The sequence below is a fragment of the Paenibacillus sp. UASWS1643 genome (assembly GCF_008693195.1).
In the GTDB taxonomy this organism is placed as follows: Bacteria; Bacillota; Bacilli; order Paenibacillales; family Paenibacillaceae; genus Paenibacillus; species Paenibacillus amylolyticus_B.
Map to the genome: position 1 here is coordinate 1 of NZ_VXKZ01000100.1, position 25,394 is coordinate 25,394.

General features: G+C 47.1%; 22 protein-coding genes and 3 tRNA genes. All 25 read left to right on the forward strand.

The window, feature by feature from the left end; genetic code table 11:
* Positions 1–96 precede the first annotated feature (96 nt).
* The 25 genes from FE296_RS07700 (at position 97) to FE296_RS07820 (ending at position 25,301) form a co-directional block, all read left to right on the forward strand.
* Positions 97–169, forward strand: a tRNA-Phe gene (locus FE296_RS07700).
* Between the two features lie 12 nt (positions 170–181).
* A tRNA-Tyr gene (locus FE296_RS07705) sits at positions 182–267 on the forward strand.
* Between the two features lie 7 nt (positions 268–274).
* A tRNA-Lys gene (locus FE296_RS07710) sits at positions 275–347 on the forward strand.
* 119 nt (positions 348–466) lie between these two features.
* Positions 467–1,684, forward strand: a complete 1,218-nt coding sequence (locus FE296_RS07715; RefSeq protein ID WP_124118338.1) for a PucR family transcriptional regulator — start codon at positions 467–469, stop codon at positions 1,682–1,684.
* A 103-nt stretch (positions 1,685–1,787) separates the two neighbouring features.
* Positions 1,788–2,912 (forward strand): ABC transporter ATP-binding protein, encoded by a 1,125-nt coding sequence (locus FE296_RS07720; protein WP_124118337.1) that lies wholly within the window; start codon positions 1,788–1,790, stop codon positions 2,910–2,912.
* A 421-nt stretch (positions 2,913–3,333) separates the two neighbouring features.
* Positions 3,334–4,272, forward strand: a complete 939-nt coding sequence (hprK, locus tag FE296_RS07725) for an HPr(Ser) kinase/phosphatase (protein ID WP_091011999.1) — start codon at positions 3,334–3,336, stop codon at positions 4,270–4,272.
* 121 nt (positions 4,273–4,393) lie between these two features.
* Positions 4,394–5,419 (forward strand): prolipoprotein diacylglyceryl transferase, encoded by a 1,026-nt coding sequence (gene lgt / locus FE296_RS07730; RefSeq protein WP_124118336.1) that lies wholly within the window; start codon positions 4,394–4,396, stop codon positions 5,417–5,419.
* Between the two features lie 6 nt (positions 5,420–5,425).
* The gene (gene ppaX / locus FE296_RS07735; RefSeq protein WP_124118335.1) at positions 5,426–6,082 is read left to right on the forward strand and encodes a pyrophosphatase PpaX; all 657 of its coding nucleotides are present in this window, start codon (positions 5,426–5,428) and stop codon (positions 6,080–6,082) included.
* The gene (locus FE296_RS07740; protein WP_124118334.1) at positions 6,079–6,621 is read left to right on the forward strand and encodes an acyltransferase; all 543 of its coding nucleotides are present in this window, start codon (positions 6,079–6,081) and stop codon (positions 6,619–6,621) included. Before ppaX ends, FE296_RS07740 begins: the two co-directional genes overlap by 4 nt.
* 390 nt (positions 6,622–7,011) lie before the next feature.
* Positions 7,012–8,211 carry an ATP phosphoribosyltransferase regulatory subunit gene (locus tag FE296_RS07745; RefSeq protein WP_124118333.1) on the forward strand — a complete coding sequence of 400 codons (1,200 nt, stop codon included), beginning with the start codon at positions 7,012–7,014 and terminating at the stop codon, positions 8,209–8,211.
* Position 8,212: 1 nt separating this feature from the next.
* Positions 8,213–8,872, forward strand: a complete 660-nt coding sequence (gene hisG / locus FE296_RS07750; RefSeq protein ID WP_124118349.1) for an ATP phosphoribosyltransferase — start codon at positions 8,213–8,215, stop codon at positions 8,870–8,872.
* 158 nt (positions 8,873–9,030) lie between these two features.
* Complete coding sequence (gene hisD, locus FE296_RS07755) at positions 9,031–10,335, forward strand: histidinol dehydrogenase (protein ID WP_150364651.1); 1,305 nt, start codon at positions 9,031–9,033, stop codon at positions 10,333–10,335.
* On the forward strand, positions 10,328–10,957 hold the full coding sequence (gene hisB, locus FE296_RS07760) for an imidazoleglycerol-phosphate dehydratase HisB (protein WP_197997954.1): 630 nt from the start codon (positions 10,328–10,330) through the stop codon (positions 10,955–10,957). Before hisD ends, hisB begins: the two co-directional genes overlap by 8 nt.
* Before the next feature lie 3 nt (positions 10,958–10,960).
* Entirely contained in the window at positions 10,961–11,587 is a 627-nt protein-coding gene (hisH, locus tag FE296_RS07765; RefSeq protein ID WP_124118331.1) for an imidazole glycerol phosphate synthase subunit HisH, read from the forward strand.
* A 62-nt stretch (positions 11,588–11,649) separates the two neighbouring features.
* Positions 11,650–12,384 carry a 1-(5-phosphoribosyl)-5-[(5-phosphoribosylamino)methylideneamino]imidazole-4-carboxamide isomerase gene (hisA, locus tag FE296_RS07770; protein ID WP_047841450.1) on the forward strand — a complete coding sequence of 245 codons (735 nt, stop codon included), beginning with the start codon at positions 11,650–11,652 and terminating at the stop codon, positions 12,382–12,384.
* Positions 12,385–12,414: 30 nt separating this feature from the next.
* Complete coding sequence (gene hisF / locus FE296_RS07775; RefSeq protein ID WP_017691268.1) at positions 12,415–13,176, forward strand: imidazole glycerol phosphate synthase subunit HisF; 762 nt, start codon at positions 12,415–12,417, stop codon at positions 13,174–13,176.
* Position 13,177: 1 nt separating this feature from the next.
* Complete coding sequence (hisIE, locus tag FE296_RS07780) at positions 13,178–13,903, forward strand: bifunctional phosphoribosyl-AMP cyclohydrolase/phosphoribosyl-ATP diphosphatase HisIE (protein ID WP_150364722.1); 726 nt, start codon at positions 13,178–13,180, stop codon at positions 13,901–13,903.
* Between the two features lie 12 nt (positions 13,904–13,915).
* Positions 13,916–14,740 carry a histidinol-phosphatase HisJ gene (gene hisJ / locus FE296_RS07785; protein ID WP_150364652.1) on the forward strand — a complete coding sequence of 275 codons (825 nt, stop codon included), beginning with the start codon at positions 13,916–13,918 and terminating at the stop codon, positions 14,738–14,740.
* Positions 14,741–14,820: 80 nt separating this feature from the next.
* Entirely contained in the window at positions 14,821–15,768 is a 948-nt protein-coding gene (locus tag FE296_RS07790) for a ribose-phosphate diphosphokinase (RefSeq protein ID WP_036616184.1), read from the forward strand.
* Between the two features lie 255 nt (positions 15,769–16,023).
* Positions 16,024–18,285, forward strand: coding sequence for a helix-turn-helix domain-containing protein (locus FE296_RS07795; RefSeq protein ID WP_150364653.1), 2,262 nt, complete (start codon positions 16,024–16,026; stop codon positions 18,283–18,285).
* 447 nt (positions 18,286–18,732) lie between these two features.
* The gene (locus FE296_RS07800; protein WP_150364654.1) at positions 18,733–20,322 is read left to right on the forward strand and encodes an extracellular solute-binding protein; all 1,590 of its coding nucleotides are present in this window, start codon (positions 18,733–18,735) and stop codon (positions 20,320–20,322) included.
* A 131-nt stretch (positions 20,323–20,453) separates the two neighbouring features.
* Positions 20,454–21,353: an ABC transporter permease gene (locus tag FE296_RS07805; protein ID WP_124118325.1), complete on the forward strand. Its 900-nt coding sequence runs from the start codon at positions 20,454–20,456 to the stop codon at positions 21,351–21,353.
* A 70-nt stretch (positions 21,354–21,423) separates the two neighbouring features.
* Complete coding sequence (locus FE296_RS07810) at positions 21,424–22,296, forward strand: carbohydrate ABC transporter permease (protein ID WP_062837759.1); 873 nt, start codon at positions 21,424–21,426, stop codon at positions 22,294–22,296.
* Positions 22,297–22,345: 49 nt separating this feature from the next.
* The gene (locus FE296_RS07815) at positions 22,346–23,296 is read left to right on the forward strand and encodes a sugar phosphate isomerase/epimerase family protein (RefSeq protein WP_124118324.1); all 951 of its coding nucleotides are present in this window, start codon (positions 22,346–22,348) and stop codon (positions 23,294–23,296) included.
* Between the two features lie 253 nt (positions 23,297–23,549).
* Positions 23,550–25,301, forward strand: coding sequence for a hypothetical protein (locus FE296_RS07820; protein WP_150364655.1), 1,752 nt, complete (start codon positions 23,550–23,552; stop codon positions 25,299–25,301).
* Positions 25,302–25,394 lie beyond the last annotated feature (93 nt).

A 25,394-nucleotide genomic window follows, 5' to 3' on the forward strand; every position in this document is an offset into this window, starting at 1 on the left:
ACCGTGGTGTAGTTGGCCTAACATGCCTGCCTGTCACGCAGGAGATCGCGGGTTCGAATCCCGTCGGTTCCGCCATTAATCCTAAAAATTAAATATGGCTCGGTAGCTCAGTCGGTAGAGCAGAGGACTGAAAATCCTCGTGTCGGCGGTTCGATTCCGTCCCGAGCCACCTTTAATCCCTGGAGGATTAGCGAAGTGGCCAAACGCATCAGACTGTAAATCTGCTCCCGTACGGGTTCGGTGGTTCGAATCCATCATCCTCCACCAGTTTTATGAGTCATTAGCTCAGTTGGTAGAGCACCTGACTTTTAATCAGGGTGTCGAAGGTTCGAGCCCTTCATGACTCATCTTTAAGAAAAGAGTGATTAATCATTAATTTGATTAGTTGCTCTTTTTTTTTATGTGATTTTAGCTCAATATGGATATTTATTAATGCTGGGCAAGATATGATAAACTAATAGAAAACATGCAGAGTGGTGACGTTCATTATATGAAGCTCATACCTGATCTAAAACAGCAAATTGAAGTCATTATAGGCACAACTTTGGACGAATATGAAATTACAATACAAGAATGGACGCAATCCGTTGCTAATCTGGTTGGTCATCATGAGAATTTAGAGACCGTTGGTGATGAAGGTGAGAGTCAGGAGTTATCTGTTCAATCTACATCTCCAAGTTCATCCGATGTAATCAGTTTGAATACGGGAAAGCGTATCTTTTTTAAGGTTCGGATGAATGAGCAAGAAGAGACCGTCGTGTGTTGGGGATGCCCTGCAAAATCTATTACCGTGGAAACACGACAATTGATTGAGCTTTTGATCCGTACTAACACGACTCTACCCGATGAGGTACAACCTGTTGTATATGAGAATGATAGGGAGCAGTATTTGACTGAATTGGGTCTCTGGCTTAAAGAGCAGATCGAACAACCAACCAAGCAGGAATCTGAAGCGGTTCCTGATCGCTTTGTGGCGCCTGCAGGATTAAATGCTGAGAAGATTCTGTTCTTGCTGCAAGGGGATACACCGGATGCACATCGTTTAAGGTCCAAGGAACTCAACAAGTTGCTTGAGAGTTACTTCGGCGAGGAGATTGTCTTGATTCCTTTGGGGGAGCAAGAGTGGATTTTCATGGGTGATAAAGAAATTGTTACAGAAGAAGCCGAGGAAGATACAACGGAAGCCCAAAAGGATTCACTGAACGCTTTTTGTTTGGGGTTGCATGAATTGGTTGCCAGTGAGTGGGCTGGGGTGTTCCATCTGTCTGCATCTCTGCCATGCATTCCTGCACAACAACTTGTATCGGTCACAACTCTTCTTAAAGAAAGTGTTCACTTGGGGAGAGCATTCCATGTTACGCAGCATATTCATCTCCCATGGGAGCTTCACCTGGAGCGGTTGGTAGCGAGCATTCCAGATGATCAACGGATACGTTTTATAAAGGAAACTGGCAAAGACACGGTAATCTTTAATGATAGTGAGACACTTGCTACGCTGGAGACTTTTTTTAGCCTGGACTGTAATGTCAGTGAGACAGCCAAACGACTTTTCATTCATCGTAACACGTTGGTATACCGTCTGGATAAGATCAAACAGGAGATTGGCTATGATGTGAGGCACTTTGAAAGTGCAGTTCTAGTGCAGTTTTTACTACTAATGTACAAAGTGACGAAAAAGCATTGATATTTTTGTGCAGTTTGCGAATAGTCAAACCTCACGGTGATAGGGTATTATAAAAATACAAATTGTATTCGATTACAAAATGATCTCTGAGGAGGCAACAATCATGGCTGGAGTACGTTTAGAGCATATTTTCAAAAAATACCCGGGTTCTGATAAAGCAACTGTAGTTGACATTAACCTGGACATTAAAGATAAAGAATTTCTGGTACTGGTAGGTCCGTCCGGTTGTGGTAAATCAACAACACTTCGTATGATCGCAGGCCTTGAGGAAATTTCTGAAGGTAAACTCTATATCGGTGACCGTGTCGTTAATGATGTTGCACCTAAAGACCGCGATATCGCGATGGTATTCCAATCCTATGCCTTGTATCCGCATATGAGCGTATATCAAAACATGGCGTTTGGTTTGAAATTGCGTAAGGTTAAAAAAGATGAGATCGACAAACGTGTACGTGAAGCAGCTAAAATCCTGGATATCGAACATTTGCTTGAGCGTAAACCTAAGGCATTGTCCGGTGGTCAACGTCAACGTGTCGCTTTGGGACGTGCGATTGTCCGTGATCCACAAGTGTTCTTGATGGATGAGCCTCTCTCCAACTTGGATGCCAAACTGCGTGGTCAAATGCGTGCTGAGATCACTAAACTTGCGAAACGTTTGGAAACAACTGTTATCTACGTAACGCATGACCAGATCGAAGCTATGACGATGGGTGATCGGATCGTTGTTATGAAGGATGGTATCATCCAACAAGCAGCTTCTCCGGAAGAGTTGTACAACCTGCCGGCTAACCTGTTCGTAGCTGGTTTCATCGGTTCCCCGACAATGAACTTTATCTCGGGTAAACTGGCTGAGCAAGGTGCTAACCTTCACTTTATTGCTCCAGGCGTGGACGTTGAAATCCCGCAAGGTAAAGCACAAGTGTTGAAATCTAGAGGATACATTGGCAAAGAAGTGATTCTGGGTGTTCGTCCAGAAGACATTCACGAAGAGCCAGTATTCCTGGAAGCATCCCCGAACTCCGTATTCTCTACACACGTAGATGTTACAGAGAACCTGGGTCACGAAATGCTCCTCTACTTGAGTGGTGTTGGTAACGATACAACAATCGCACGTGTAGACGGACGTTCTAACACTCGTGATGGTTCCACAGTTAAAATGGCCATCGACATGAACAAGGTTCATATCTTTGACAAAGAGACTGAAGTTAACGTACTTCTTCAAGACTAATATTACTGGGATTCCTCGGTGACGATGGAACCTGACAGTTAATGCAATTATACATTGTAATGAGAGCCCCTTCCGTTATTGCTGGAAGGGGCTTTTTTAAGATTATTGGAATTATAAGTTTCTGCGGAGTTGAAGGATTAATAACCGCAAGAAAAACAGCCGCTAAACTACGAATGTAATATCCTAGAAGATGCTTCGATCAGAAGACTTTTCTTACTATTGATTGTCGGAGGCCGCGATTGCATTCAGCCCGGAATTCATTTAAGATTATTTGAAGGTCTGTCTTCATATATTTGAGAGAACCGACTGTTGGAAGGGTATGCATTCTGTACCCCATGTTGTGAATGCGCTAATAATGGAAAGAACTGATACACGATCTGAATTACATAGAGGTACAGCGAATGCTGAAAGGAAGAGACAAATGGCGAAAAAAGTGAAAGTATCCGAATTGGTGCAGCAGTTTCAGTTGGAGGTTGTTTCTGGATCTCACGGATTGAAAAGAGTCATTACGGTAGATGATCTGAACCGTCCTGGTCTGGAAATGGCCGGTTATTTTGAATACCATCCTCAAGAACGCGTTCAGTTGCTTGGAAGAACGGAACTTGCCTTTTTTGCAATGTTACCCGAGCAAGAGCGGCGTGATCGCATGCAACGTCTTTGTACGGAAGAGACCCCGTGTATCGTTGTAACGCGTGGACTGGAAGTCCCGCAAGAGCTGATTGATATCAGTGAAGAACGGGATCTGGCTGTATTGCGCAGTAATATGGCAACAACAATTCTGTCCAGCCGGATTACCGGATTTTTGGAAGGCAAATTAGCACCTACTGCTACGATTCATGGTGTACTGTGTGATGTATACGGGGTTGGTATGTTGATCACAGGTAGTAGCGGTATTGGTAAAAGTGAAACAGCACTTGAACTGGTTAAACGTGGACACCGACTGATTGCCGATGATGCGGTAGAAATCCGCCAAACGTCAGATTTTCAGCTCCACGGTACTGCACCTGAATTGATCCGCCATTTGCTCGAAATTCGAGGTGTCGGTATTATCAACGTCATGACATTGTTCGGAGCTGGTGCGGTTCGGAATAACAAACGGATTACCTTGGTTGTACGTCTGGAAGCATGGCAGCAGGATAAACAATATGATCGTCTGGGTCTGGATGAAGAGACTACACGTATCATTGATACGGATGTACCTCTGGTTACAATCCCTGTTCGTCCGGGACGGAACTTGGCGGTTATTATTGAAGTGGCAGGTATGAACTATCGTCTGAAACAGATGGGTCTTAATGCTGCATTGCAATTCACAAACAAGCTGACAGCAACCATCTCGGAAGATATGGAAGACATGGATTAAGAAATATTCTATACAAGGAAATGAAGATGAATGGTTGACATGTACTGCTTCTCTTAAGGCGCAGGGCATGCCAACCATTCGTCATGCGTGTGATTGATCGAATAAATAGGAGTGTGAATGAATGGATACATTATTACTGTTGAACCCGATTGCGTTCTCTATTGGAGCGTTAAAGGTTCACTGGTACGGGCTTATTCTGGGTGCCGCGGCACTTCTAGGACTCCTGCTCGTGATCCGGGAGGGCAAACGCTACAATATTCCACAGGAAGTGTTCATGGACATGGTCCTGCTGGGCGTTCCTTCTGCCATCATTGGTGCCCGCATCTACTATGTCGCATTTAAATGGGAAGATTATAAGGATAATTTCTGGGATATCTTTAAAATATGGAATGGCGGTATCGCCATCTATGGTGCCCTTATTGGTGCAATCATCTGTGCATTCATTTTCTTCCGTCGTAAAGGGTATAACTTCTGGCGTATGGCTGATATCTGTGCCCCTGGACTGATTGTTGGACAGATGATCGGACGTTGGGGGAACTTTGTGAATCAGGAAGCCTATGGCGGTCCTGTGGAAGAATCATTTTTGAGAGACAAGCTTCATCTGCCAGACTTTATTGTGAATCAAATGAACGTAGAGGGCGTATTCCATCATCCTGCGTTTTTGTATGAATCGATGTGGAGTCTCGTTGGCCTGGTCTTGCTGCTGGTGCTTCGTCGTCAGAAGTTCCTGCGTTCAGGTGAACTGTTCATGTCTTATTTCATCTGGTATTCTATTGGGCGCTTCTTCATTGAGGCTTTGCGTACGGACAGTCTTGGCTTCCAGGCTCCGCAATGGGTTGCTTCATTAGTGAACGGGTTGTGGTCTCCAATGACTGTAATGGGCTTTGAACAAGGCTATCTTGATCCTGCTTATGGTAACGTAAGAATCTCGCAACTGCTCGCTATTGGCATCATTATTGTTGCTGTTGTATTCATTGTCGTGAGAAGAGTGACAGGTAAAGCAGATGTTCGTTATAGTGATCCCATTGTATCGTCCAAAGTTACCTCAGATGATATGGAACATACGGGAACAGTTGTTGGCAAAGAGAGCAAGGTAACACCTCCAGCCAAAGATGATCCGAAGCAAGTTGATGATAAAAAGGAGTAATGCAACATGATTGACACGGTATTGTTTGATCTGGACGGAACGATTATTGATACCAATGAGCTGATTATCAGCTCATTCCAGCATGTCATGGGGGGATGGGAACATTCAGCTCCATGGACACGGGAACAGATCATTCCGCATATGGGTGGCACACTGGAGCAGCAAATGCGTACCTTTTCTGGTCAGGAGGAAGTCTCTGAGTACGTGAAAGGTTATCGTGCCTATAATGATATCCATCATGAAGCGATGGTTAGACCTTTTCCACATGTCATTGAGGTAGTAGAGGCGTTGCATCAGGCTGGCATTGTGATGGGTGTAGTCACAACCAAAATTCGTCCATCTACATTAAAGGTACTGGAACGTTTTGACCTACTAAAGTATATGAAGACGATTGTAACAGTGACCGATGTGACGAATCCGAAGCCACATGCTGAACCGGTACTGAAAGCCATGACGGAACTGGGTGCAGATCCTGCCAAAACGTTAATGGTAGGTGACAGTCCGGTGGATATCCAATCGGCACAAAATGCGGGCGCACTCTCGGCGGGGGTTGCATGGTCTCTTAAAGGGGAAACGATCCTGAATGGATATGGCCCCGATCACATGTTGCACGATATGAGAGACTTGTTGAAACTCATCCGTATTGAAACGGAACGTTCATGAGAAAAGTAACCCGCTATCCGGTAGAGGACCAGAATGCACTTTGGCATATCTACAAGACAGTGAGCCCATGGAAGGGCGTTCGTAATTTTATCTGGATTCAGTTGTCACGCTACTGTCCGATTCTATCGGTGAAGAATTGGATTTACCGCCGGATGCTCGGTATGAAGGTGGGAAAACATACGGCCTTTGGCCTGATGGTGATGGTGGATGTGTTTTTTCCGGAGAAAATAACGGTCGGCGAAAACTCGGTCATCGGTTACAACACAACGATTCTCGCTCATGAGTATCTCATTAAGGAGTACAGGCTCGGTGAGGTGATCATCGGGGAAAATGTACTGATTGGTGCTAACACAACGATTCTGCCCGGGGTAACCATAGGGGATGGAGCAGTTGTAGCTGCTGGAGCAGTCGTACATAAGGATGTTGCACCAGGGGCTTTTGTCGGTGGCAATCCACTGCGTGATTTATCCCGTGCGCCAGCTTCTACGGAAGAGACTGTGTTTAACACAGATAATTCTTCTCAGGGTAGTGTGCATTAAGTCCATAACGTAATGAAAGAAGATGGGTTGAAGTGAAAAGCTGCTTATGGCAGCTTTTTTCGTATATAAAAACCGATTGGTGAGGGTAACGGCGCGTATATAAAACGAGATGCCGATCCAAGGGCAATCAAGCTTCGGTATTGTTGACGGTAGTGCGGATTTCATGTTATCATATCCCATATCCTTTAGTTTGTTAGCACTTTACCATGTGAAAGTACTATTGGAGAAATGAAACATGATAAAGATTGAACTAAACCAATAGTATGAAGGCTTATGAGATAATACTGTGATTCAAGATTTATAAGATAGAATGGGGATTTACACTACATAAATCCTGTTGAAATAGAACGATTGCGACCTTAAACTACTGACTCGGGGTGAATATTACCAATGTCCAAACCAAAAGGTTTTGAAAAACCGACCGGATTCCGCGACTATACACCACATGTAGTATCCAAGCTGCGGACGATTGAACGCAATGTACTGGAATGTATGGAACGCTGGGGTTACCGCCAGATCATCACACCAACGATTGAATATTACGACACGGTAGGTGTGGCAAGCTCTACATCAGATCGCAAATTGTTTAAATTGCTGAACAGCCGGGGAACCACGCTGGTGCTCAGATCGGATCTAACGGCTCCGATTGCTCGCGTCGTTTCATCCATGCTCAAAGATGAGCAGTTGCCGCTGCGTTTATCCTATCATGCGAACGTATTTCGTTCCATTGAAGAGGAAGCTGGGCGTGAGGCTGAATTTTTCCAGACGGGCGTGGAGCTGGTTGGAGACGACTCACCTGAGGCGGATGCAGAAGTTGTTGCGCTTGCGATTGCCTCTTTGCAGGCAGCGGGTGTGTCTTCTTTTAAAATAGCGATGGGTCATATGGGATTCCTGAACGGATTACTGGAGGAAGTGATTCCAGGCCAGACAGCGGAGCAGGAGCAATTGAAGGAAGGGCTGCTCGGACGTGATTATGTCGGCTATCGCCAATCGATTGAAGCATTGAATCTGGAGCCGAAGTTGAAAGAACAGCTTGAAGCGATCCTGCGTCTGCGCGGTGGCAAGGAAGTATGCACACATGCGGTAGAGCTAAGTTCAAGCGCTGAAGCAGCACAGTCGATTGCACATCTGTGTGCCGTATTCGAAGTGTTGGAAGCATACGGTGTATCCGAGCATGTGCTGATTGATCTGACGATGATCGGTGATTTCTCCTATTATACAGGCATGACATTTGAAGGATATGCAGCAGAACTGGGGTCTCCGGTATGCAGCGGCGGGCGGTATGACAATCTGTTACAACAATTCGGGCGTTCGTTGCCAGCTACAGGGTTCGCACTGAAAACCAACCGGATTATTGATGGTGTTCACGGCATTACCATTGAAGAGAAAAAACCGGTACTTATCCAATATAGCCCGGAACGTCGGGCCGAGGCACTAACGGAAGCGGCAAGATTACGCAGTCTGGGACAAAATGTAGTGACACTCCTTCTTTCTGAAGAGGGGGCTGGAGCAAGTGTTGTATCTGCTGGAGCAACAATCGTTCAGGCTGAGCAGGTTATTACTTACGGATCTGAAGAAGGAGGACGCTGAGATGTCGGATATTCTGAAGGTGGCCATGCCGAAGGGCCGAATCTATAAAAAAGCCTCCAAATTGTTCCGTGAAGCGGGGCTGGATATTCCAGAAGACGTGGATGATACACGCAGATTGGTCATTGAAGTACCGGAAGCGGGAATGGAATTCATTATGGCGAAGCCAGTAGATGTTCCAACGTATGTGGAGTACGGTGTCGCCGATATCGGAATTGTTGGTAAAGACGTGCTGCTGGAGGAAAATCGGGACGTGTACGAACTGTTGAATCTGGGAATCGCCCAGTGCCGTATGTCTGTGATCGGACTTCCAGACTGGAAGCCAGGCATCCAGCAACGTGTTGCAACGAAGTACCCGAGGATTGCTTCACAGTACTTCCGGGAGCAGGGGCAGCAGGTCGAGGTGATCAAGCTGAATGGTTCCATTGAGCTTGCGCCTTTGATTGGACTGGCAGACCGGATTGTCGATCTGGTGGAGACAGGTCAGACGCTACGCGAGAACGGATTGGTGGAGATGACAGGCATTCTGGACATCACCAGCCGACTTATCGCTAATCGGGTAAGTTATCGGATGAAAAACGCACGAATCCAGGCCTTGTGTGATGCACTTCAGCAGGTCATTCCGGCATCGAATGAGATTTCTGCAGGAAGCATTCGGGGATAAACTAATGCGTTGGAAACATAGATGAGGAACATGTGAAGCAAGGTAAGAGTAAGAGTGAGAGTAAGAGTAAGAGTAAGAGTAAGAGTAAGAGTAAGAGACACAACAAAGAAACGAATCGGCCATAAGTAGGCATTACAGGGGATAGGGAGGTCGTACGCATGAAAATTGTACCTGCACGGGAGTTTGATCTGAAGCGGGAAGTAGAGTATGGTACGGCGGAGCAAAATGAAACGGTACGGCGTATTGTCAGCGACATTCGCCGTGAGGGTGATGCGGCACTGCTGCGTTACACGGAGCAGCTGGACCGCACGAAGCTGACGGCCGCGGAATTACGCGTACCGCAGGATGAGCTGCAGGCGGCTTATGCAGCCGTGGAGCCATCCTTTGTGACGGCGATTCGGCAAGCCGCCGTCAACATTCGTGCGTTTCATGAGAAACAGAAACGCAACTCGTGGATGGATTGGCAGCCAGACGGCAGCCTGCTGGGCCAGGTCATCCGACCGCTGAAGAGGGTCGGCGTTTATGTACCTGGCGGCAAAGCAGCGTATCCATCGTCTGTGCTGATGAATGTGATTCCGGCACAGGTGGCAGGCGTGCCGGAGATCGTTCTCGTGACGCCACCGTCAACGAACGGTGGCGAAGGTATTAACCCGTACATCCTCGTTGCTGCTGCGGAAGCAGGCGTGAGCGAGATGTACCGGGTTGGCGGCGCTCAAGCCATCGCCGCCCTCGCTTACGGCACGGAGAGTATTGCCCCGGTCGACAAGATCTGTGGACCGGGCAATATTTACGTGGCGCTCGCGAAGCGCGAGGTGTACGGTGCAGTCGATATCGATAGTATCGCAGGACCGAGTGAGATTGTGGTGCTCGCCGATGATACGGCGAATCCGGTGTACGTCGCCGCCGACCTGTTGTCGCAGGCGGAACATGACGAGATGGCATCGGCCATTCTCGTCACGAATTCGGCCACGCTGGCGGAAGCCGTGCAGGACGAAGTACAGCGGCAGCTTGAAGTGCTGCCGCGGCGGGATATCGCTGCTACTTCCGTAGAGCAGTATGGCGCCATTATTGTGGTTGATTCCATCGATGAGGGAATCGACGTGGTGAACCGGCTTGCACCGGAGCATCTGGAGATCATGGTGCAGGAGCCGATGGCTTACGCTGGCCGGATCGAAAATGCCGGAGCGATCTTCCTCGGCCCGTACAGTTCGGAGCCTGTAGGAGATTATTTTGCCGGACCCAATCACATTATTCCGACGAATGGAACTGCGCGATTCAGTTCACCAGTGGACGTGGATGATTTCATCAAAAAATCGAGTCTGATCTATTATAGTAAAGAAGCGCTGCTGCAGAACGGAGCGGCTATTATAGAGTTGGCCCGTCATGAGGGTCTTGAAGGGCATGCCCGTGCAATCGCTGTACGGTTAGAACAGGAAGGAAAGGCGGAATCGGACAATGGATAAGCAAAATAATGGTGTGGAACTTGAAAACAAAGGTGCAGTGCGCCAAGCAGAGGTTGACCGCAAAACAAACGAGACCAATATTCAATTGGCCTTTACTGTAGATGGCACAGGACAATCCACGATTGAAACGGATGTACCTTTCCTGAACCATATGCTGGATCTGTTCACGAAGCACGGACAATTCGACCTGAACGTGCAGGCCCGTGGAGATATTGATATCGACGATCATCACACGGTTGAAGACATCGGAATATGTCTGGGACAGACGTTGCGAGAAGCGTTGGGTGACAAACGCGGTATTAAGCGTTACGCCAGTGTTTTTGTACCGATGGACGAGGCGCTCGCCCAGGTCATTATTGATGTGAGCAACCGACCTCACTTTGAATACCGTGCAGAATACCCTTCCCAACAGGTAGGCAGTTTCTCCACGGAGCTGGTACATGAATTCCTGTGGAAATTGGCGCTGGAAGCTCGGATTACGTTACATGTCATTGTGCACTATGGTCAGAACACCCACCACATGATTGAAGCGATCTTTAAGGCATTGGGACGTGCACTGGATGAAGCAACGATGATTGATCCACGTGTAACGGGTGTGCCTTCCACGAAGGGAGTGCTGTAAACGATGGCGATTGCAATTGTCGATTACGGTATGGGTAACCTGCACAGCGTCGGCAAAGCGGTCGAACGTCTTGGCTACGAAGCGCTGGTCACGGGTGACCGGGAAGAGATTCTTGGCGCAGATGGTGTCATTCTGCCAGGCGTAGGTGCTTTTGGTGATGCGATGGTTCATCTGCGGGAGAGTGGACTGGATACGGTGGTGAAGGAAGCCGCTGCCGGTTCTAAGCCACTGCTCGGTATCTGTCTGGGCATGCAATTGTTGTTCAGCTCAAGTGAAGAGCATGGCGAGCATGAGGGACTAGATATTTTGCAAGGTAAAGTGGTGCGATTTGCACCAGGAGAGCTGAAAGTTCCTCATATGGGATGGAACCGTTTGGAATTCCTGCACGCGGAAAACCCGCTATTTGCGGGGCTTGAGGCAGGTCACGTCTATTTTGTCCATTCCTATCATGCGCTTACTGAAAACAGGGACGATTTGCTGGCGGTAACGGATTACGGACATCCGGTGACAGCCATTGTAGGCAGAGGATCCAACTTCGGCATGCAATTCCACCCGGAGAAAAGTGGAGAGCTCGGTATGAAGCTGCTCGGCAACTTTTTGGCTCTGACAGGAGCACCTGTACAAAGGTAAAGCATCATCTCTTCTTAACTATAGAAAGCGTACAAATCTAATTCATATTCAGGAGGCCTTGTATGTCATCTTTTATCCTATATCCGGCGATTGATATCCGGGACGGCAAATGTGTAAGACTGGTGCAGGGAGATTATAATCAGGAGACCGTGTATAACGATGACCCGGTTCAAGTGGCTCTATCCTGGGAGAAGCAAGGCGGTACATACGTTCATCTGGTGGATCTGGATGGTGCGAAAGCAGGACATCCTGTTAACGATGAGCTGATCGGGCGGATTGCCTCGGCTGTGAACGTACCTGTTCAGGTGGGCGGTGGACTTCGTACGGTAGCGGATGTAGAGCGATTGCTGGGTCTGGGTGTTAGCCGGCTGATCATTGGAACAGCAGCGATTGAGGATCGTGCTTTTACAGAGGAAGTACTGGGACGTTACGGCGACAAAGTGGCAATTGGTATCGACGCTCGAAATGGTTACGTGGCAACCCGCGGATGGCTTGAAACATCGGAAGTGCAAGCAGAGGTACTCGCAAAGGAATTGGCGGCATATGGGGCAGAAACGTTTATCTTTACGGATATTTCCCGTGATGGCATGATGCAGGGTCCTAATGTGGAAGCGATTGTGTCTCTGGCCAAGGCAAGCGGACGGACGGTTATTGCTTCCGGCGGTGTGAGTGTAATGGATGATCTGCTTCGTCTGAGTCGCCACGCGGATGATGGAGTTGGTGGAGCAATCGTGGGTAAAGCACTGTATACGGGAAGCATCGATCTGTCTGAAGCAGTACGTGCGGTAAATAAGTAAAGGATATTCGGATAGAGAGGAAGAGGTAGCATGCTGGCAAAAAGAATCATCCCCTGTCTTGACGTGAAGGACGGCCGGGTCGTCAAAGGCGTCAACTTCGTTAATCTCCGCGATGCGGGTGATCCGGTAGAGCTAGCGGCGCTATATGACCGCGAGGGCGCGGACGAATTGGTGTTTCTCGATATCTCCGCTTCGGTAGAGGGTCGCGAAACGATGGAAGAAGTCGTACGGCAGACGGCGGGCGAGATCGCTATTCCCTTTACGGTAGGTGGTGGCATCTCCAAGGTAGAGGACATGAAGCGGATTCTCCGTGCAGGAGCGGATAAAATCGCAGTGAATACGGCCGCAGTACTTAATCCGCAGTTGATTGCAGATGGTGCACGTCGCTTTGGCTCGCAGTGTATCGTGGTAGCGATCGATGCCAAGTATAACGAAGCTTGGGGCGAATGGGAAGTCTATACCCATGGTGGACGGAAACCCTCCGGGATCAAGGCGCTGGAATGGGTTAAACAGGCTGAGAGCTTGGGCGCGGGGGAGATTCTTCTCACAAGTATGGACGCGGACGGAACAAAAGACGGCTTTGATCTGAAGCTGACGGCAGCGGTATCCGAATCTGTGCGTATTCCAGTCATCGCATCGGGCGGTGCGGGCAAGGAATCTCATTTCTATGATGTGTTTACTACAGGCAAAGCGGACGCAGGGCTGGCCGCAACGATTTTCCATTACAAAGAAATCGCCGTACCGGCGTTAAAACAACATTTGAGAGAACAAGGGGTGGAGATCCGTGACTAAAGTGAGCGATGAAATCAAGGAACAGTTGTCCTTGGAACAGGTTGTGGAACACATTCGTTGGAGTGATGGTTTGGTTCCTGCCATTGTGCAGGATGTGGATACTCGGCAAGTCTTAATGATGGCTTATATGAATCGCGAATCTCTGAAGTTGTCGCTTGAATCCGGTGAGACGTGGTTCTGGTCACGCTCGCGTCAGGAGTTGTGGCATAAAGGAGCAACATCTGGTAACGTGCAGACGATTACTTCCCTAAAATATGATTGTGACGGTGATACCTTGTTGGTTGAGGTGAAACCGAACGGTCCGGCTTGCCATACAGGGGAGGTAACTTGTTTCCATAATGAAATCATTGGTTTGCCAGAGAAATTGGCAGACAAGGCTTCGGATGAAGCGGGTGCGGCATCTGCTTCTGCAAGTTCCGGTTCCGAAAGCCGCTTTGAGGTATTGGCTGAACTGGAATCCGTTATTGCAGAGCGTGAACGTGAGCGTCCTGAGGGGGCATATACAACGTATCTGTTTGATAAAGGTGTAGACAAAATACTGAAAAAAATCGGTGAAGAAGCGTCCGAGACGATCATCGCCGCCAAAAATAAAGATAATGACGAGCTTCGTCTGGAAGTCAGTGACCTGATGTATCACCTGCTCGTCCTGTTACAAGAGCGCAAGCTGCCGCTGGACGACATTATGTCAGAGCTGAGCCGCCGTCATGAACGGCCTCGCCGCGATTAGGAGGCGAGTTTCGTGCGTATAGACTATCATACACACCATGAGCGGTGTGGGCATGCCGTTGGCAAACTGGAAGAGTACGTGCAGCGTGGTGTGGAGATCGGACTATCCCAGATTGGATTGTCCGATCACATGCCATTGTTGCATGTCGATCCGGCTCAATATTATCCGGAAATGGCGATGCCTATGGATGAACTGCCGCGTTACGTAGAGGAGTGTTTCTCCCTGAAAGAACGTTACCGTGGGCAGATTGACGTACGTGTTGGTCTGGAAGGTGACTATATTGAAGGCTGGGAAACAGAGATTCGTGCGATCATTGAGCGTTATCCATGGGACTATGTGATTGGCTCCGTTCATTTCCTCGGGGAATGGGACATTACGGATTTCCGCCAGACCCATCACTGGGAGGGCAAAGACATCCTTGAAGTATATCGTCAGTACTATGATGCCGTGAGTAAGGCAGCTACGACGGGCCTGTACGATATTATGGGCCATACGGATGTCATTAAACGGTTTGGCTATGTTCCTTCAGCTGAACAGACAGAAGAACGTATCTCACTGGAGAACGCAGCGCTACAGGCTATTGCCAAAAGTGGCTGCGCCATGGAGCTGAATGCTTCCGGGTTATCGAAGCCTTGTGCCGAGATGTTCCCTAGTCGCAGAATGCTGACGGAAGCCATTCGCTTGGGGATTCCATTAACCATGGGCTCTGATGCACATGACCCACTGAAGCTGGGGGATTATTTGCCCGAAGCTGAAGCACTTTTGCATGAGTTGGGCTGTACGGAAGTCGCTGTTTTTGAAGGCCGTCATCGCTCGTTCATTCCTTTAAATGTATAAGCCAGTAGAGTATAATGAGGGTAGGAAATAACCTTTTAGATAAGGGATTATATAGGGACTTCAACCCTCGGGAGGGCATTATGCAGCATTCGTTACGTATTTTTTCCGGTTCATCGAACCCTAAGCTGGCAGAACAGGTATGTGACAAGCTGGGTGTACAACTGGGCAAGATCAAGCTGTCCAGGTTCAAGAGCGGAGAAATATACGTTCATTATGAAGAAACGATCCGTAATTGTGATGTGTTTCTGGTACAGTCGTTGTCTCATCCGATCAATGAGCTGTTTGTCGAGTTGCTTGTGATGATTGATGCCGCAAAGAGGGCTTCAGCGCGCACGGTGAACATCATTGTTCCGTATTACGGCTATGCTCGTCAAGAGCGCAAATCCGCTCCAAGGGAACCGATCTCGGCCAAGATGGTAGCAGATGTATTAACTACGGCTGGTGCCAATCGAGTGGTAACGATCGACCTGCACGCAGCGGCCATTCAGGGATTCTTCAACATTCCGGTTGACCATATGACATCACTGGATCTGATTAGTGATTATCTGTTAAGCAAAGGAATCGAGAACCCTGTTGTAGTCTCCCCGGATGCGGGACGAGCATCGATGGCAGAGAAGCTGGCGAACCGTCTGGATTCTCCATTTGCCATTATGATCAAGAAACGTCCAAGTCATAATGAATCGGTGATTACCCATGTCATTGGTGATGTAGAAGGACGGACACCTATTATTATTGAGGATCTGATCGACACCGGAACAACCATTCTGAATGTTGTGGAAGGTTTGAAGGAACGCGGCTCCAAAAATGTATATGTATGTGCAACACACGGATTGTTCTCGGACGGGGCAGTAAGTAAATTGAATCACCCGTCAATTGAAGAGGTGGTAGTTACGGACTCGATCGCACTGCCAGATGACCACCCTGAATGCTTCAAAGTGTTACCTGTTGCACCAATGCTGGCCCGCGCCGTACGCATTATTGTGGATGGTGGCTCTATGGCCACATTGTTTAAGGATTCTGGCATTTAGAGCATCGAAGATATAACGGTGTGCTGCCAGATGAACTGTCCCGTGTCTGAGTTGTTGTCTGCTCAGCACGGTTTTTTTGTTTTGGCTCTTGGAATTCAATTCTTGCATTGCTGCTCAGAGGCTTGTGCTATAATAACATAAAATCAGTTATGATAGCGTTATCATTATAGCATTCAGCCCTCAAGGTGAGATGGATGCTGAACAGTAGAACCACGGCTGAGAACATTGGCATCGTGGAGTGAGGAGTGGGGTCTATTGTCTCGTAATTGGTACTACCGGTTACTGTTCTCGTATTTCCCAATTTTTTTTCTTACGGTGACCATACTCATTTTCATCGCGTTTGTTTTCATCAATGACATCTCCAAAGAGGAAACGAAAAAAGCAGACCGGATCTCCTCCAGTTATATGATAGACACGGTGGATCGCACAATCAGGGATATTGAACTATCCATCCTGGAAACGGTACAGAGTCAGCAGGCATACAAACTCTATTTTAATAATACCAACCTGACCAGCTCGGACACGGTGTATGCAATTGCGCAGAATTTACGTGAGTTAACCAATTCGTCCTCATGGATTCAATCCATCTATCTATATGACAAGCGAAATAAACATGTTCTTACCGTAAGTGGTTCCAGAGAAGCGGAAAGTTTCTCGGATAAGGCATGGATTGATCAGATGGCTACCGGGTCTATCGGTTCAGGCTGGCAGCCAGTCCGGGAATTCGATGCAGATTCTGTTCAACGTAACCCGACTCGCGTATTAACCGTGAACAAGGAAATGCCTTTGCCTTTTGGCTCTCAGGGCACATTGGTCATTAATATCAAGATGAGCAGCATTGAACAGAGCGTAGATAGTATGGTTAATGGTCAGCTCTCATTTCTGACGATTACGGATCGGGACGGTAAGGTTGTGTACAATGCACACTCGGACCAAGAGGGATCGATAGACGGTCAGGAACTGAATAAGTTACCACTAGAAAGACTGGGATGGACAATATCCAGTGGAATTAAGGCCGGCAATTTATTTGGCTGGGTATCTGTCGTTTCTTATGTATGGGTAATCATTGCCATTGTGACGGTCATCTGTGCGATTGTGTATATCGTGTATATTACTCGTCGTAACTATAAACCCATTCAAATCATCATGAACCGGATTGAGTCTCATCAGATACGGGCGTTTGAACACTCGGGAGCTCGCACGGATGAGATGAAGATGATTGATGGTGTACTTGAGAATCTGATTAATCACATGATGGATTATGACAAGAAAAGCAGGGAAAATGTACTCATGCAGCGTAGCAAGTTGTTCAATGCCCTATTGCATGGTGAACACATCGAAAATGTAGCAGAGCAATTAAAGGAGCTCTCTCCACTGAATGACGTGCATGACTCCTCGCGCTTTGTGGTTGTTGTTGGAGAGATTAACCGTTATGAGAAGGGATTTCAGGAGAGGTACACGAGAGGTGAACAAAATACGCTGAAGTTTGCCTTGATGAACGTTTTACAAGAGCTGTCACGTAATACGGGAGTACAATGCTGGATGGAATGGATTAGTGTAGATCGAATTGCAATCCTTTTTGTGTTCAAAGAACAGAATGATAGCAACTTGGACATGTCTGGGCAGATTCGTATTGTAGCTGAAGAATGCAAATCATGGGTAGAACAAAATCTACGCATTTCCTTAAGCTTTGGTATTGGACCTCTTGCTCAGGGAATCGGTACAATACGAGATTCCTATATGGCTGCGGAAGCGGTAATGCAACGCAAACTGTTGATGAATGGAGATGTCGGCCAAGCAGACTGCGATGAACCACAGCATCCTTTGCTGGATACCTATACCTATCTGCAGATGATTGCGGACTTTGTTAAGCGGTTCCGGATGTCGAGTGGACAGTGGCGGGAACAGTTGGAGGAGATCTTTACAGCATTTGAACAGAACAAACTGCCGGATGACGAGATTCGTTCTCTGATTCAAGCCATGTTGCAGATGCTCAGCCGAGAGGTGTCCATGATGTCGGAAGGGCTTCAGGAAGAGCTGTCCGAAGAAAATATCAACAGATGGTTAAGTGCTGTGGAAGAGGCAGAGACGCTTACGGATGTGAAAAGTCTTTTGTTCGATGGTTTGACGGACATGTTCAGAACGTATGTGGCAGTAACGGAAACCAAGAGTTACAAAGCCATGGTCAACGAAATGAAAAATTATATCGAAGAACAGTTTGCGAATCCTGATCTTTCATTGAAACATCTGAGCGACCGATTCCAGATTACGGGCAAACATGCGAGTTATTTGTTCAAGACAGAATTCAACATGAAGTTTGTTGATTTTGTTACAGAGCTTCGCATGAAGGAGACAGAGCAGCTTTTGCTCAATACCGACTACTCTCTGCAGGATATTGCCCTGAAGGTTGGGTATGCAAATGGAATTACGTTGGGACGTGTATTTAAACGGGTAACGGGCATTACACCAGGAGATTATCGTCGTTTGAAACGAGAACATCGAGAACCCGAAGAGTAACGCAATTATGATCTTATTCTGAGGTCTGTAGATCAGGATAGCACAGGGAGAATTTCATGCAGTCACTTTCCACCAGGAGAGCAGGCTTGCAGAGGTTCGCCCTGTTTTCGTTGAACAGTTCTCTGCTGCCCGAGATCGTACGCAACTGTTTTTGCAGGATAACAAGCGTATATTCCTGTTTTTCCCCGTTTACGAATATAGGCAGTGTGTGAAAATGGTTTATCCGAATGGGGACAGGCAGTTCCGAGTCGTGAGGCGTTGAGAGCCATCTTAGCCTAGTGCAGTGCAGCTTTGGGAAAATAATCAGTCTGCGAAAATGGGCTTATCACATAAACTAAATTCCGTTTGTAAGCGCTTCCGAAACTGGTTTATTGCTAGAGTTCGGGAAGATGTGGAATACTCGGAGCAAGCCTTAAACATTCACGCAAAGTAAAAGGGGATGACAAAATGATTGGAAAAGCAACCAAAGGGAGTAAGAAGAAATGGATGGGTCTGGCACTTACGATGGTAATGGGAGTGTCCTTACTTGCGGGGTGCTCGTCTGCATCAGAAAAAGAATCAGCAGAAGGCGGGGCAACAACGAATGGTGAGCGTGTTACTTTGAAAGTGGAGGTTTTCGATCGTGGTAACAGTCCTTCTCCACATACGATCACTAACAACTACTTAACTAAATTTGTTCAAGAGAAATTCGGCGATCCGAATAACATTGATGTGCAATTCGTACCTGTTCAACGTTCAGAAGAAACAACCAAGCTCAACGTGTTAATGGCCAGCCCCAGTGACGTTCCAGATATTGTGTTTGTATACGACTCCAGTGTGTTCTACCGTTATGCTCAGCAAGGTGGTCTAACTGAAGTAGGTGAACTTCTTAATGAACATGCACCTAACTTAAAAGAATATCTCGGCGAAGACCTGTTGAAATTCGGTCAGCTTGAAGGTCAGCAATTCGCTATTCCGGGTAAACGTGCCATTACTTCCCGCTACAATTCTTATATCCGCCAGGATTGGCTCGACAAAGTTGGAATGAAGGCTCCAACGACAACGGATGAGCTTTACGAAACGCTGAAAGCATTTAAAGAGAAAGATCCGGGTAATCTGGGCAGCAAAAACATCCCAATGGGTATGGCACTTGCCCCAGCCCAGTACGAGACATTGATTTACTCATTTATTAAACCCGTACAAGATGGACTTACTTACAGTCAGCGTTACGAGCTACCATTGCATGATGGCTTCAAAGATGCGATGCAGTTCCTTAACAAGCTTTACAATGAAGGTCTGATCAGCAAGGACTTCAGTCTTGATGAAGAAAAAACGCAATTGGTCAAAGACTTCCAGAACGGTAATATCGGCTACATGTCTGAGGACGTAGGTCAGATTCTGTATGCAGATGGTATGCTTGATAATTTGTACAAAAATGTACCGGATAGCAAAGTTGTAGCAGTTGACGCTTACACCAACTCGAATGTGGACAATAAACACATCAAATCACGCTATGGTAGCAACGGTATGTACATCATGATTCCAAAAAGCAGCAAACGTTCGGTTGAAGCAGTGAAATACCTAGACTGGATGGCTTCTGGAACGAACTTGCTAGAGATGAACACCGGTGTCGAAGGTGAAAATTACGATATGGTTGATGGTGTTCCAGTTGTTAAAGATGATGCACCACAGGATGTCAAAGATCGTATCTACAACGGTGGTGACATGGCCATTATTGCCAACGGTAAAGTTGTTGGAGATCAGGCAGCCAATGAAGCCGCATGGATTGCAGGCTTCCCAGAACGTAACCAGGAGCTGATGAGACAGTCCATTGATATCGCTAATACGGATACGATCGGCCCGGTTATCTTCAGCAAACCAATTGAAGCAGAATCTAAATATGGTACAGCGCTAAATGATAAGTTGAAAGTGCTTATTGTGAAAACTGCGATGGCTAAACCGGCAGACTTCGAAGCGGTATATGAAAAAGAAATGAATGATTTCATGTCACTGGGTGGCACAGAACTGAAGAAAGAGCTTGAAGCAGCACTTCAGTAAGCGTTATTAAATAAGCAGGTTCATCTTGTGATTACTAAATCAATATGTAATTTACCGCATAACTTTGGAAGGAACGTGTGCCGCCAGTATGGGCGGCACAGCCGTTTCTCTGTTGATAGGAGGAAACCGACTTGACCATCACATACTTGAAAAGGTATTGGCAATTATATGCGCTCATCTCACTGCCTCTGATCTACTTCTTGATCTTTCGTTACGGCCCAATGTACGGGGTTCAGATCGCTTTTAAGGATTTCAACTTGTTTCAGGGCATCAACGGGAGTGAGTGGATCGGTTTCGATGCTTTCCGTGAAGTATTTGGAATGCGGGACTTCTACACCACATTACGAAATACCTTCATGCTAAATTTCCTCGACCTGCTTGTTTCGTTCCCTGCTCCAATTTTATTGGCCATCATGCTCTATGAAGTTCGATTTAAATGGTTTAAAAAAATATCGCAAACGATTCTGTACATTCCTCACTTTATCTCCTGGGTTATCATCGGGGGAATTGTATACCAATTGTTCGGCAATCAATCCGGTATGGTTAACGGTGTGTTGGAAAGTATGGGCTTAAATTCAATACCATTCTTGACAGAGAAAAACCCATGGCTTGTGACGTACCTGTTTACAGGTGTCTGGCAGAGTGCAGGATGGGGTACCATTCTTTATTTGGCTGCATTAACCGGTGTGAACAAGGAATTGTTTGAGGCCGCCGAGATTGACGGAGCTTCAAGACTGAAAAGAATCTGGCATATAACGTTGCCAAGTATTAAACCAACCATAGTGACCTTGCTTATTCTTAATCTCGGACATATGGTCAGCATTGGTTTTGATCGGCCTTATATTATCGGTAACACAGCCGTACGTGAATATTCAGATGTACTTAGTACATTTGTATACAGGGTCGGCCTTGAATCAGGACAATACACGCTGGCAACTGTCGTAGGACTATTTCAGGCTGTTGTAGGGCTAATCTTTGTACTTGGCTCTAACTATATTTCAAAAAAGGCAACCGGCGAAGGCATTTTATAAGTTATCGAAGTATGAAAGATACGCCAATCGGCTTGTATGTATAGACCATCAGTAAAGGAGCTGTGCGCATATGAGTGAACGCACCTCAAATCGGATTTTTGATATCGTTAATATCTCCTTTATCAGTTTGTTTGTTATATTCTGTTTGGCTCCATTTTTGCACACCATTGCTATATCTCTAAGTTCTAACCGGGCTATTACTTCGGGAGAAGTGACCATTTTTCCTAAAGAATTTAACTGGGATGCGTATATTCAAGTATTCTCTGATCAATCCATGCTATATTCACTGGGCTTTACGACTGTTCTGACAGTGGCGACCACAGTGTTGTGCATGTTATTCACACTTGCTGCTGCATACCCGTTAACCAAGAAAAAATTGAAAGGGCGCAAGCTCTTCATGTATGTCATCATCATTACGATGTTCTTCAGTGGCGGGATGATTCCCGAGTATTTGCTCATTCGTGATCTCAATATGCTGAATTCTGTTTGGGCGCTGATCTTACCCGGACTGGTAAGTCCATTTAACCTGATTATCCTGATCTCATTTTTCAGAGGCATTCCTGAAAGTCTGGAAGAATCAGCAGAAATTGACGGTAGCTCACATGTACACACGCTATTCAAAATCATACTGCCATTATCCATGCCTGTACTTGCCACATTAGCGCTATTCTATGCGGTTGGTCGCTGGAATGGATTCCAGGATTCACTGTTGTATATTAATGATCCCAAGTTGTATCCACTACAACTGAAGCTCTTCCAAATGGTTCAAAACAACATGGTGAGTGAACTTACATTGATGGAAGGTGCTAACCGCACACCACTGACTCCGGAAAGTCTCAAGGCAGCTACAGTTGTATTTGCAACGGTACCCATCCTGCTTGTTTATCCGTGGCTGCAAAAGTATTTTGTCAGCGGTGCGATGCTTGGCGCGGTAAAAGGTTGAGTTAAGGCTGGTGTAAAAAGTTTAGCCAGAGGGAGGAGAAGGAAAATAGATGCAGGACATAGATAAGGGGATATATTCGTTCTCCACATGCTGGAATATCCGAAAACATGATGTCGGGGAAGATATGATTCGGGAGATTGCGGATCTCGGCTTTCGTCGGGTGGAGCTCAATTATAATGTGACGAAGGAGATGCTCACGACGATTGAGCCCATGATTGAGCGTGGAGAGATCGGAATTTCTAGTGTCCACAACACTTTTCCACATGATCCTGATCCAGACTACGGTACGGATTCCATCTTGCTCGGCTTCGAAGATGAAGTGAAACGTAAGCGGGCGATCGAATTACTGGTGGAGTCGGCTGAATATGCCCAACGTTATGGGGGAGAAGCTGTTGTTGTACACCCGGGAGAGGTACCTTTTCCTGAGGATATCAGCAAAGACCTTGGAAGGATCTATAACGAGGAAGGTCCGGACTCACCGAAGTATCGCAGCAAATGGGCTGAATTGATGGAGCGGCGGGAAGCCCTCAGTTCAGGGTATGTGGAGAAAATTATCGCCAGTTTGGATGAGGTATGCAATCGGGCGGCAGCTAAAGGTCTGAATGTTCGTTTTGGCATCGAGACAAGATCGCGACCACAACAGATTCCTACCCTTGCCGAAGCCAAGACCATCATCACGGCCCTCAAAGGGGCTCCGGTTGGTATCTGGTACGATACCGGTCATGCCATCATGATGGACCGAATGGGCCTTTATGACAGTGTGGGAGAAATGCAGGGGCTGATGGATGATATCGTAGGGGTCCATATCCATGAGACACTTGGTCTCTCTGATCACTGGTGCCCGTATGTACACAGTAAGGATATGAACTTCTATGATGCCTATCTGCCGATGATTCGCCGCGCACAGGTGAAGGTGTATGAGTTGAAGTCTGCCTGTAAGGCAGAAGAGATCCATGAGAGTCATGACTTGCTTATGAAAAAGCTTGGAGTGACAGAGTAGGCGTGGTGATTTTGGAAACAGTTGTCGCGTTCATAGGGTGTGTTCAACGACTATTTCCTCAGGGACGAAGACCCTAAATATGTAGTTATACAAGCACGTATTTTCTAGCGACTTTTGTTGTTATATGGTATATACTGACGAGAAAAAATGAACTCACTTACGGCGGTATGCTTATGCCTCCGTTCTGAATTGAAGGCGCTGGAGCAACATACTCCTCACATCGGGAGAATGCATTGGTATGGAGGGACTGCACATGTATAAACAATTGGTGGAGAGTAATGACAGAGCGGTAGAAAGAGGCATATCCCGGCAGATGCTTGACCCGGAAAGCCGTTACTATGGAGGGACTATCGATCCCTATACAGGTGTTGCCTGGGTCAACCATACGACTGGAACGCCCACGGATATGTGTTACTGGGGAGCAGCGCTTTCCAATCCGGACTCTATCTATTACCGGGACGAAGCTTTGTTAAATCGACTGCTGTTAGCCACGGAATATGTACTTCGCTTCCAGCATGAAGATGGTTCAATATCGCCAGGCTGGACTAATTACCATTCCCCTCCCGATACCGCATTTGTAGTTGTGGGGTACTCACAGTTGTATCAGCTTCTTCTACAGCAACAATGGGAGCCACTGCAACCTGTATTGAACAATATGAGGCTATTTCTAGAACGGACAATCCCAACCATGCTTACAGGAGGCTGTCATACGCCGAATCATCGCTGGGTGCTATGCGCGGCGCTCGGTTTCTTGGATGATATTTTTGGTGTGGAGGAAGCTGTGCAGCGCGCAGAGCAGTGGCTGGCGGAAGGCATGGATATTACACCCGATGGGGAGTGGACCGAACGAAGCAACGGAATCTATAATGCGGTAAGTGACATTATGCTCATTCATGCGGCACGTCTGCTCAAGCGTCCAGAGTTGCTGGAGCCGGTGCGTCTAAATCTTCGTATGATGGTGTATCTGGTGCATCCCACGGGTGAGATTGTGACAGATTATTCTGGTCGGCAGGATCTGGGAAGCATTCACGACTTGTCGTCCTATTATCTACCGTATGCGATCTTGGCGAAGATAGATGGTGACTCCATTTTTGCGGGCATGGCAACATGGGCAGATAGTGCATTAACGGACCCGGGCGTATGCTCGGTCAACGCTCTCGTTAGATTGTTACTGGAACCTGATCTTCAACAAACCAGTGGTACGAAGAATTCGCTCCCGGAAAATTACGAGTTGATGCTGAATGAACATTTTGTACGCGAGCAATATCTGGGGCAGATGGGTTCGACTGGACATCATGGACGAATCTCTCACAGTCGGATGCACACGGACTTTGGTGCTCCTGTGGCCCGAATCCGTGAAGGTGAGACAAGCGTAACTGTCATGACAGAAGTTCCGCCTTTCTTTGCACTCCGACACGGTAAGATACGTCTGCTTGCTGTGCAACTGGCTTCTTATTTTAATCCAGGATATGTACCCATGCAAAACATGACGAAGCTGCCCGAGGGATATCATCTAACGGGTGAACAGAAGAAAGGGTACTACGGTCCGATTCCTACGGAACTCCTGCCGGAATCTGCTGCATCAACTATAAGTCCTTGGTATTTGTTACCCCATCAGAGTCGTCAACTTACTCATGAGCAGACATTGCGCGTAGGGGCAGAAGTTCTGCATACGGAAAATGGCTGGACGATGCATCTCACAGGGAATGAACCGGAGGATACGATGATGCAATTGTCCTTTGTGTTTGGAAGTGAAGGTGAGCTTACCTGTGAGGACGCGATTGAAACGAGTGAGGGTCACTATTTGTGGAAAGGCGGTACATTACGCTATACCTGCGGAGAAGACTGGCTGGAGATCACCGGGGGCGAGCTGGGGCATCTGGCGGCAACGGTACGTGAGGCAAAACTGCCGGACAAGTGTAAGGTTGTGCTGGTCAATTTCATGACGCCGTTTGATAAAACCCTTCATATTTCACTTTCACCTTTGATAGCGTTGAAGCTTTAAATCTGTTGGATCTTTAAAGCCATAACAGTTAGAAGACCGAGCCTATGGAATCGGTCTTCTTTTTTTCACGAATGACGAATGACTGCAATTAAC

What these genes read in the sequence shown, in the direction of transcription:
- FE296_RS07715 (WP_124118338.1), top strand. Translation starts at nt 467, where the DNA reads ATGCAGAGTGGTGACGTTCATTATATGAAGCTCATACCTGATCTAAAA.
- FE296_RS07720 (WP_124118337.1), top strand. Translation starts at nt 1,788, where the DNA reads ATGGCTGGAGTACGTTTAGAGCATATTTTCAAAAAATACCCGGGTTCT.
- hprK (WP_091011999.1), top strand. Translation starts at nt 3,334, where the DNA reads ATGGCGAAAAAAGTGAAAGTATCCGAATTGGTGCAGCAGTTTCAGTTG.
- lgt (WP_124118336.1), top strand. Translation starts at nt 4,394, where the DNA reads ATGGATACATTATTACTGTTGAACCCGATTGCGTTCTCTATTGGAGCG.
- ppaX (WP_124118335.1), top strand. Translation starts at nt 5,426, where the DNA reads ATGATTGACACGGTATTGTTTGATCTGGACGGAACGATTATTGATACC.
- FE296_RS07740 (WP_124118334.1), top strand. Translation starts at nt 6,079, where the DNA reads ATGAGAAAAGTAACCCGCTATCCGGTAGAGGACCAGAATGCACTTTGG.
- FE296_RS07745 (WP_124118333.1), top strand. Translation starts at nt 7,012, where the DNA reads ATGTCCAAACCAAAAGGTTTTGAAAAACCGACCGGATTCCGCGACTAT.
- hisG (WP_124118349.1), top strand. Translation starts at nt 8,213, where the DNA reads ATGTCGGATATTCTGAAGGTGGCCATGCCGAAGGGCCGAATCTATAAA.
- hisD (WP_150364651.1), top strand. Translation starts at nt 9,031, where the DNA reads ATGAAAATTGTACCTGCACGGGAGTTTGATCTGAAGCGGGAAGTAGAG.
- hisB (WP_197997954.1), top strand. Translation starts at nt 10,328, where the DNA reads ATGGATAAGCAAAATAATGGTGTGGAACTTGAAAACAAAGGTGCAGTG.
- hisH (WP_124118331.1), top strand. Translation starts at nt 10,961, where the DNA reads ATGGCGATTGCAATTGTCGATTACGGTATGGGTAACCTGCACAGCGTC.
- hisA (WP_047841450.1), top strand. Translation starts at nt 11,650, where the DNA reads ATGTCATCTTTTATCCTATATCCGGCGATTGATATCCGGGACGGCAAA.
- hisF (WP_017691268.1), top strand. Translation starts at nt 12,415, where the DNA reads ATGCTGGCAAAAAGAATCATCCCCTGTCTTGACGTGAAGGACGGCCGG.
- FE296_RS07790 (WP_036616184.1), top strand. Translation starts at nt 14,821, where the DNA reads ATGCAGCATTCGTTACGTATTTTTTCCGGTTCATCGAACCCTAAGCTG.
- FE296_RS07800 (WP_150364654.1), top strand. Translation starts at nt 18,733, where the DNA reads ATGATTGGAAAAGCAACCAAAGGGAGTAAGAAGAAATGGATGGGTCTG.
- FE296_RS07810 (WP_062837759.1), top strand. Translation starts at nt 21,424, where the DNA reads ATGAGTGAACGCACCTCAAATCGGATTTTTGATATCGTTAATATCTCC.
- FE296_RS07815 (WP_124118324.1), top strand. Translation starts at nt 22,346, where the DNA reads ATGCAGGACATAGATAAGGGGATATATTCGTTCTCCACATGCTGGAAT.
- FE296_RS07820 (WP_150364655.1), top strand. Translation starts at nt 23,550, where the DNA reads ATGTATAAACAATTGGTGGAGAGTAATGACAGAGCGGTAGAAAGAGGC.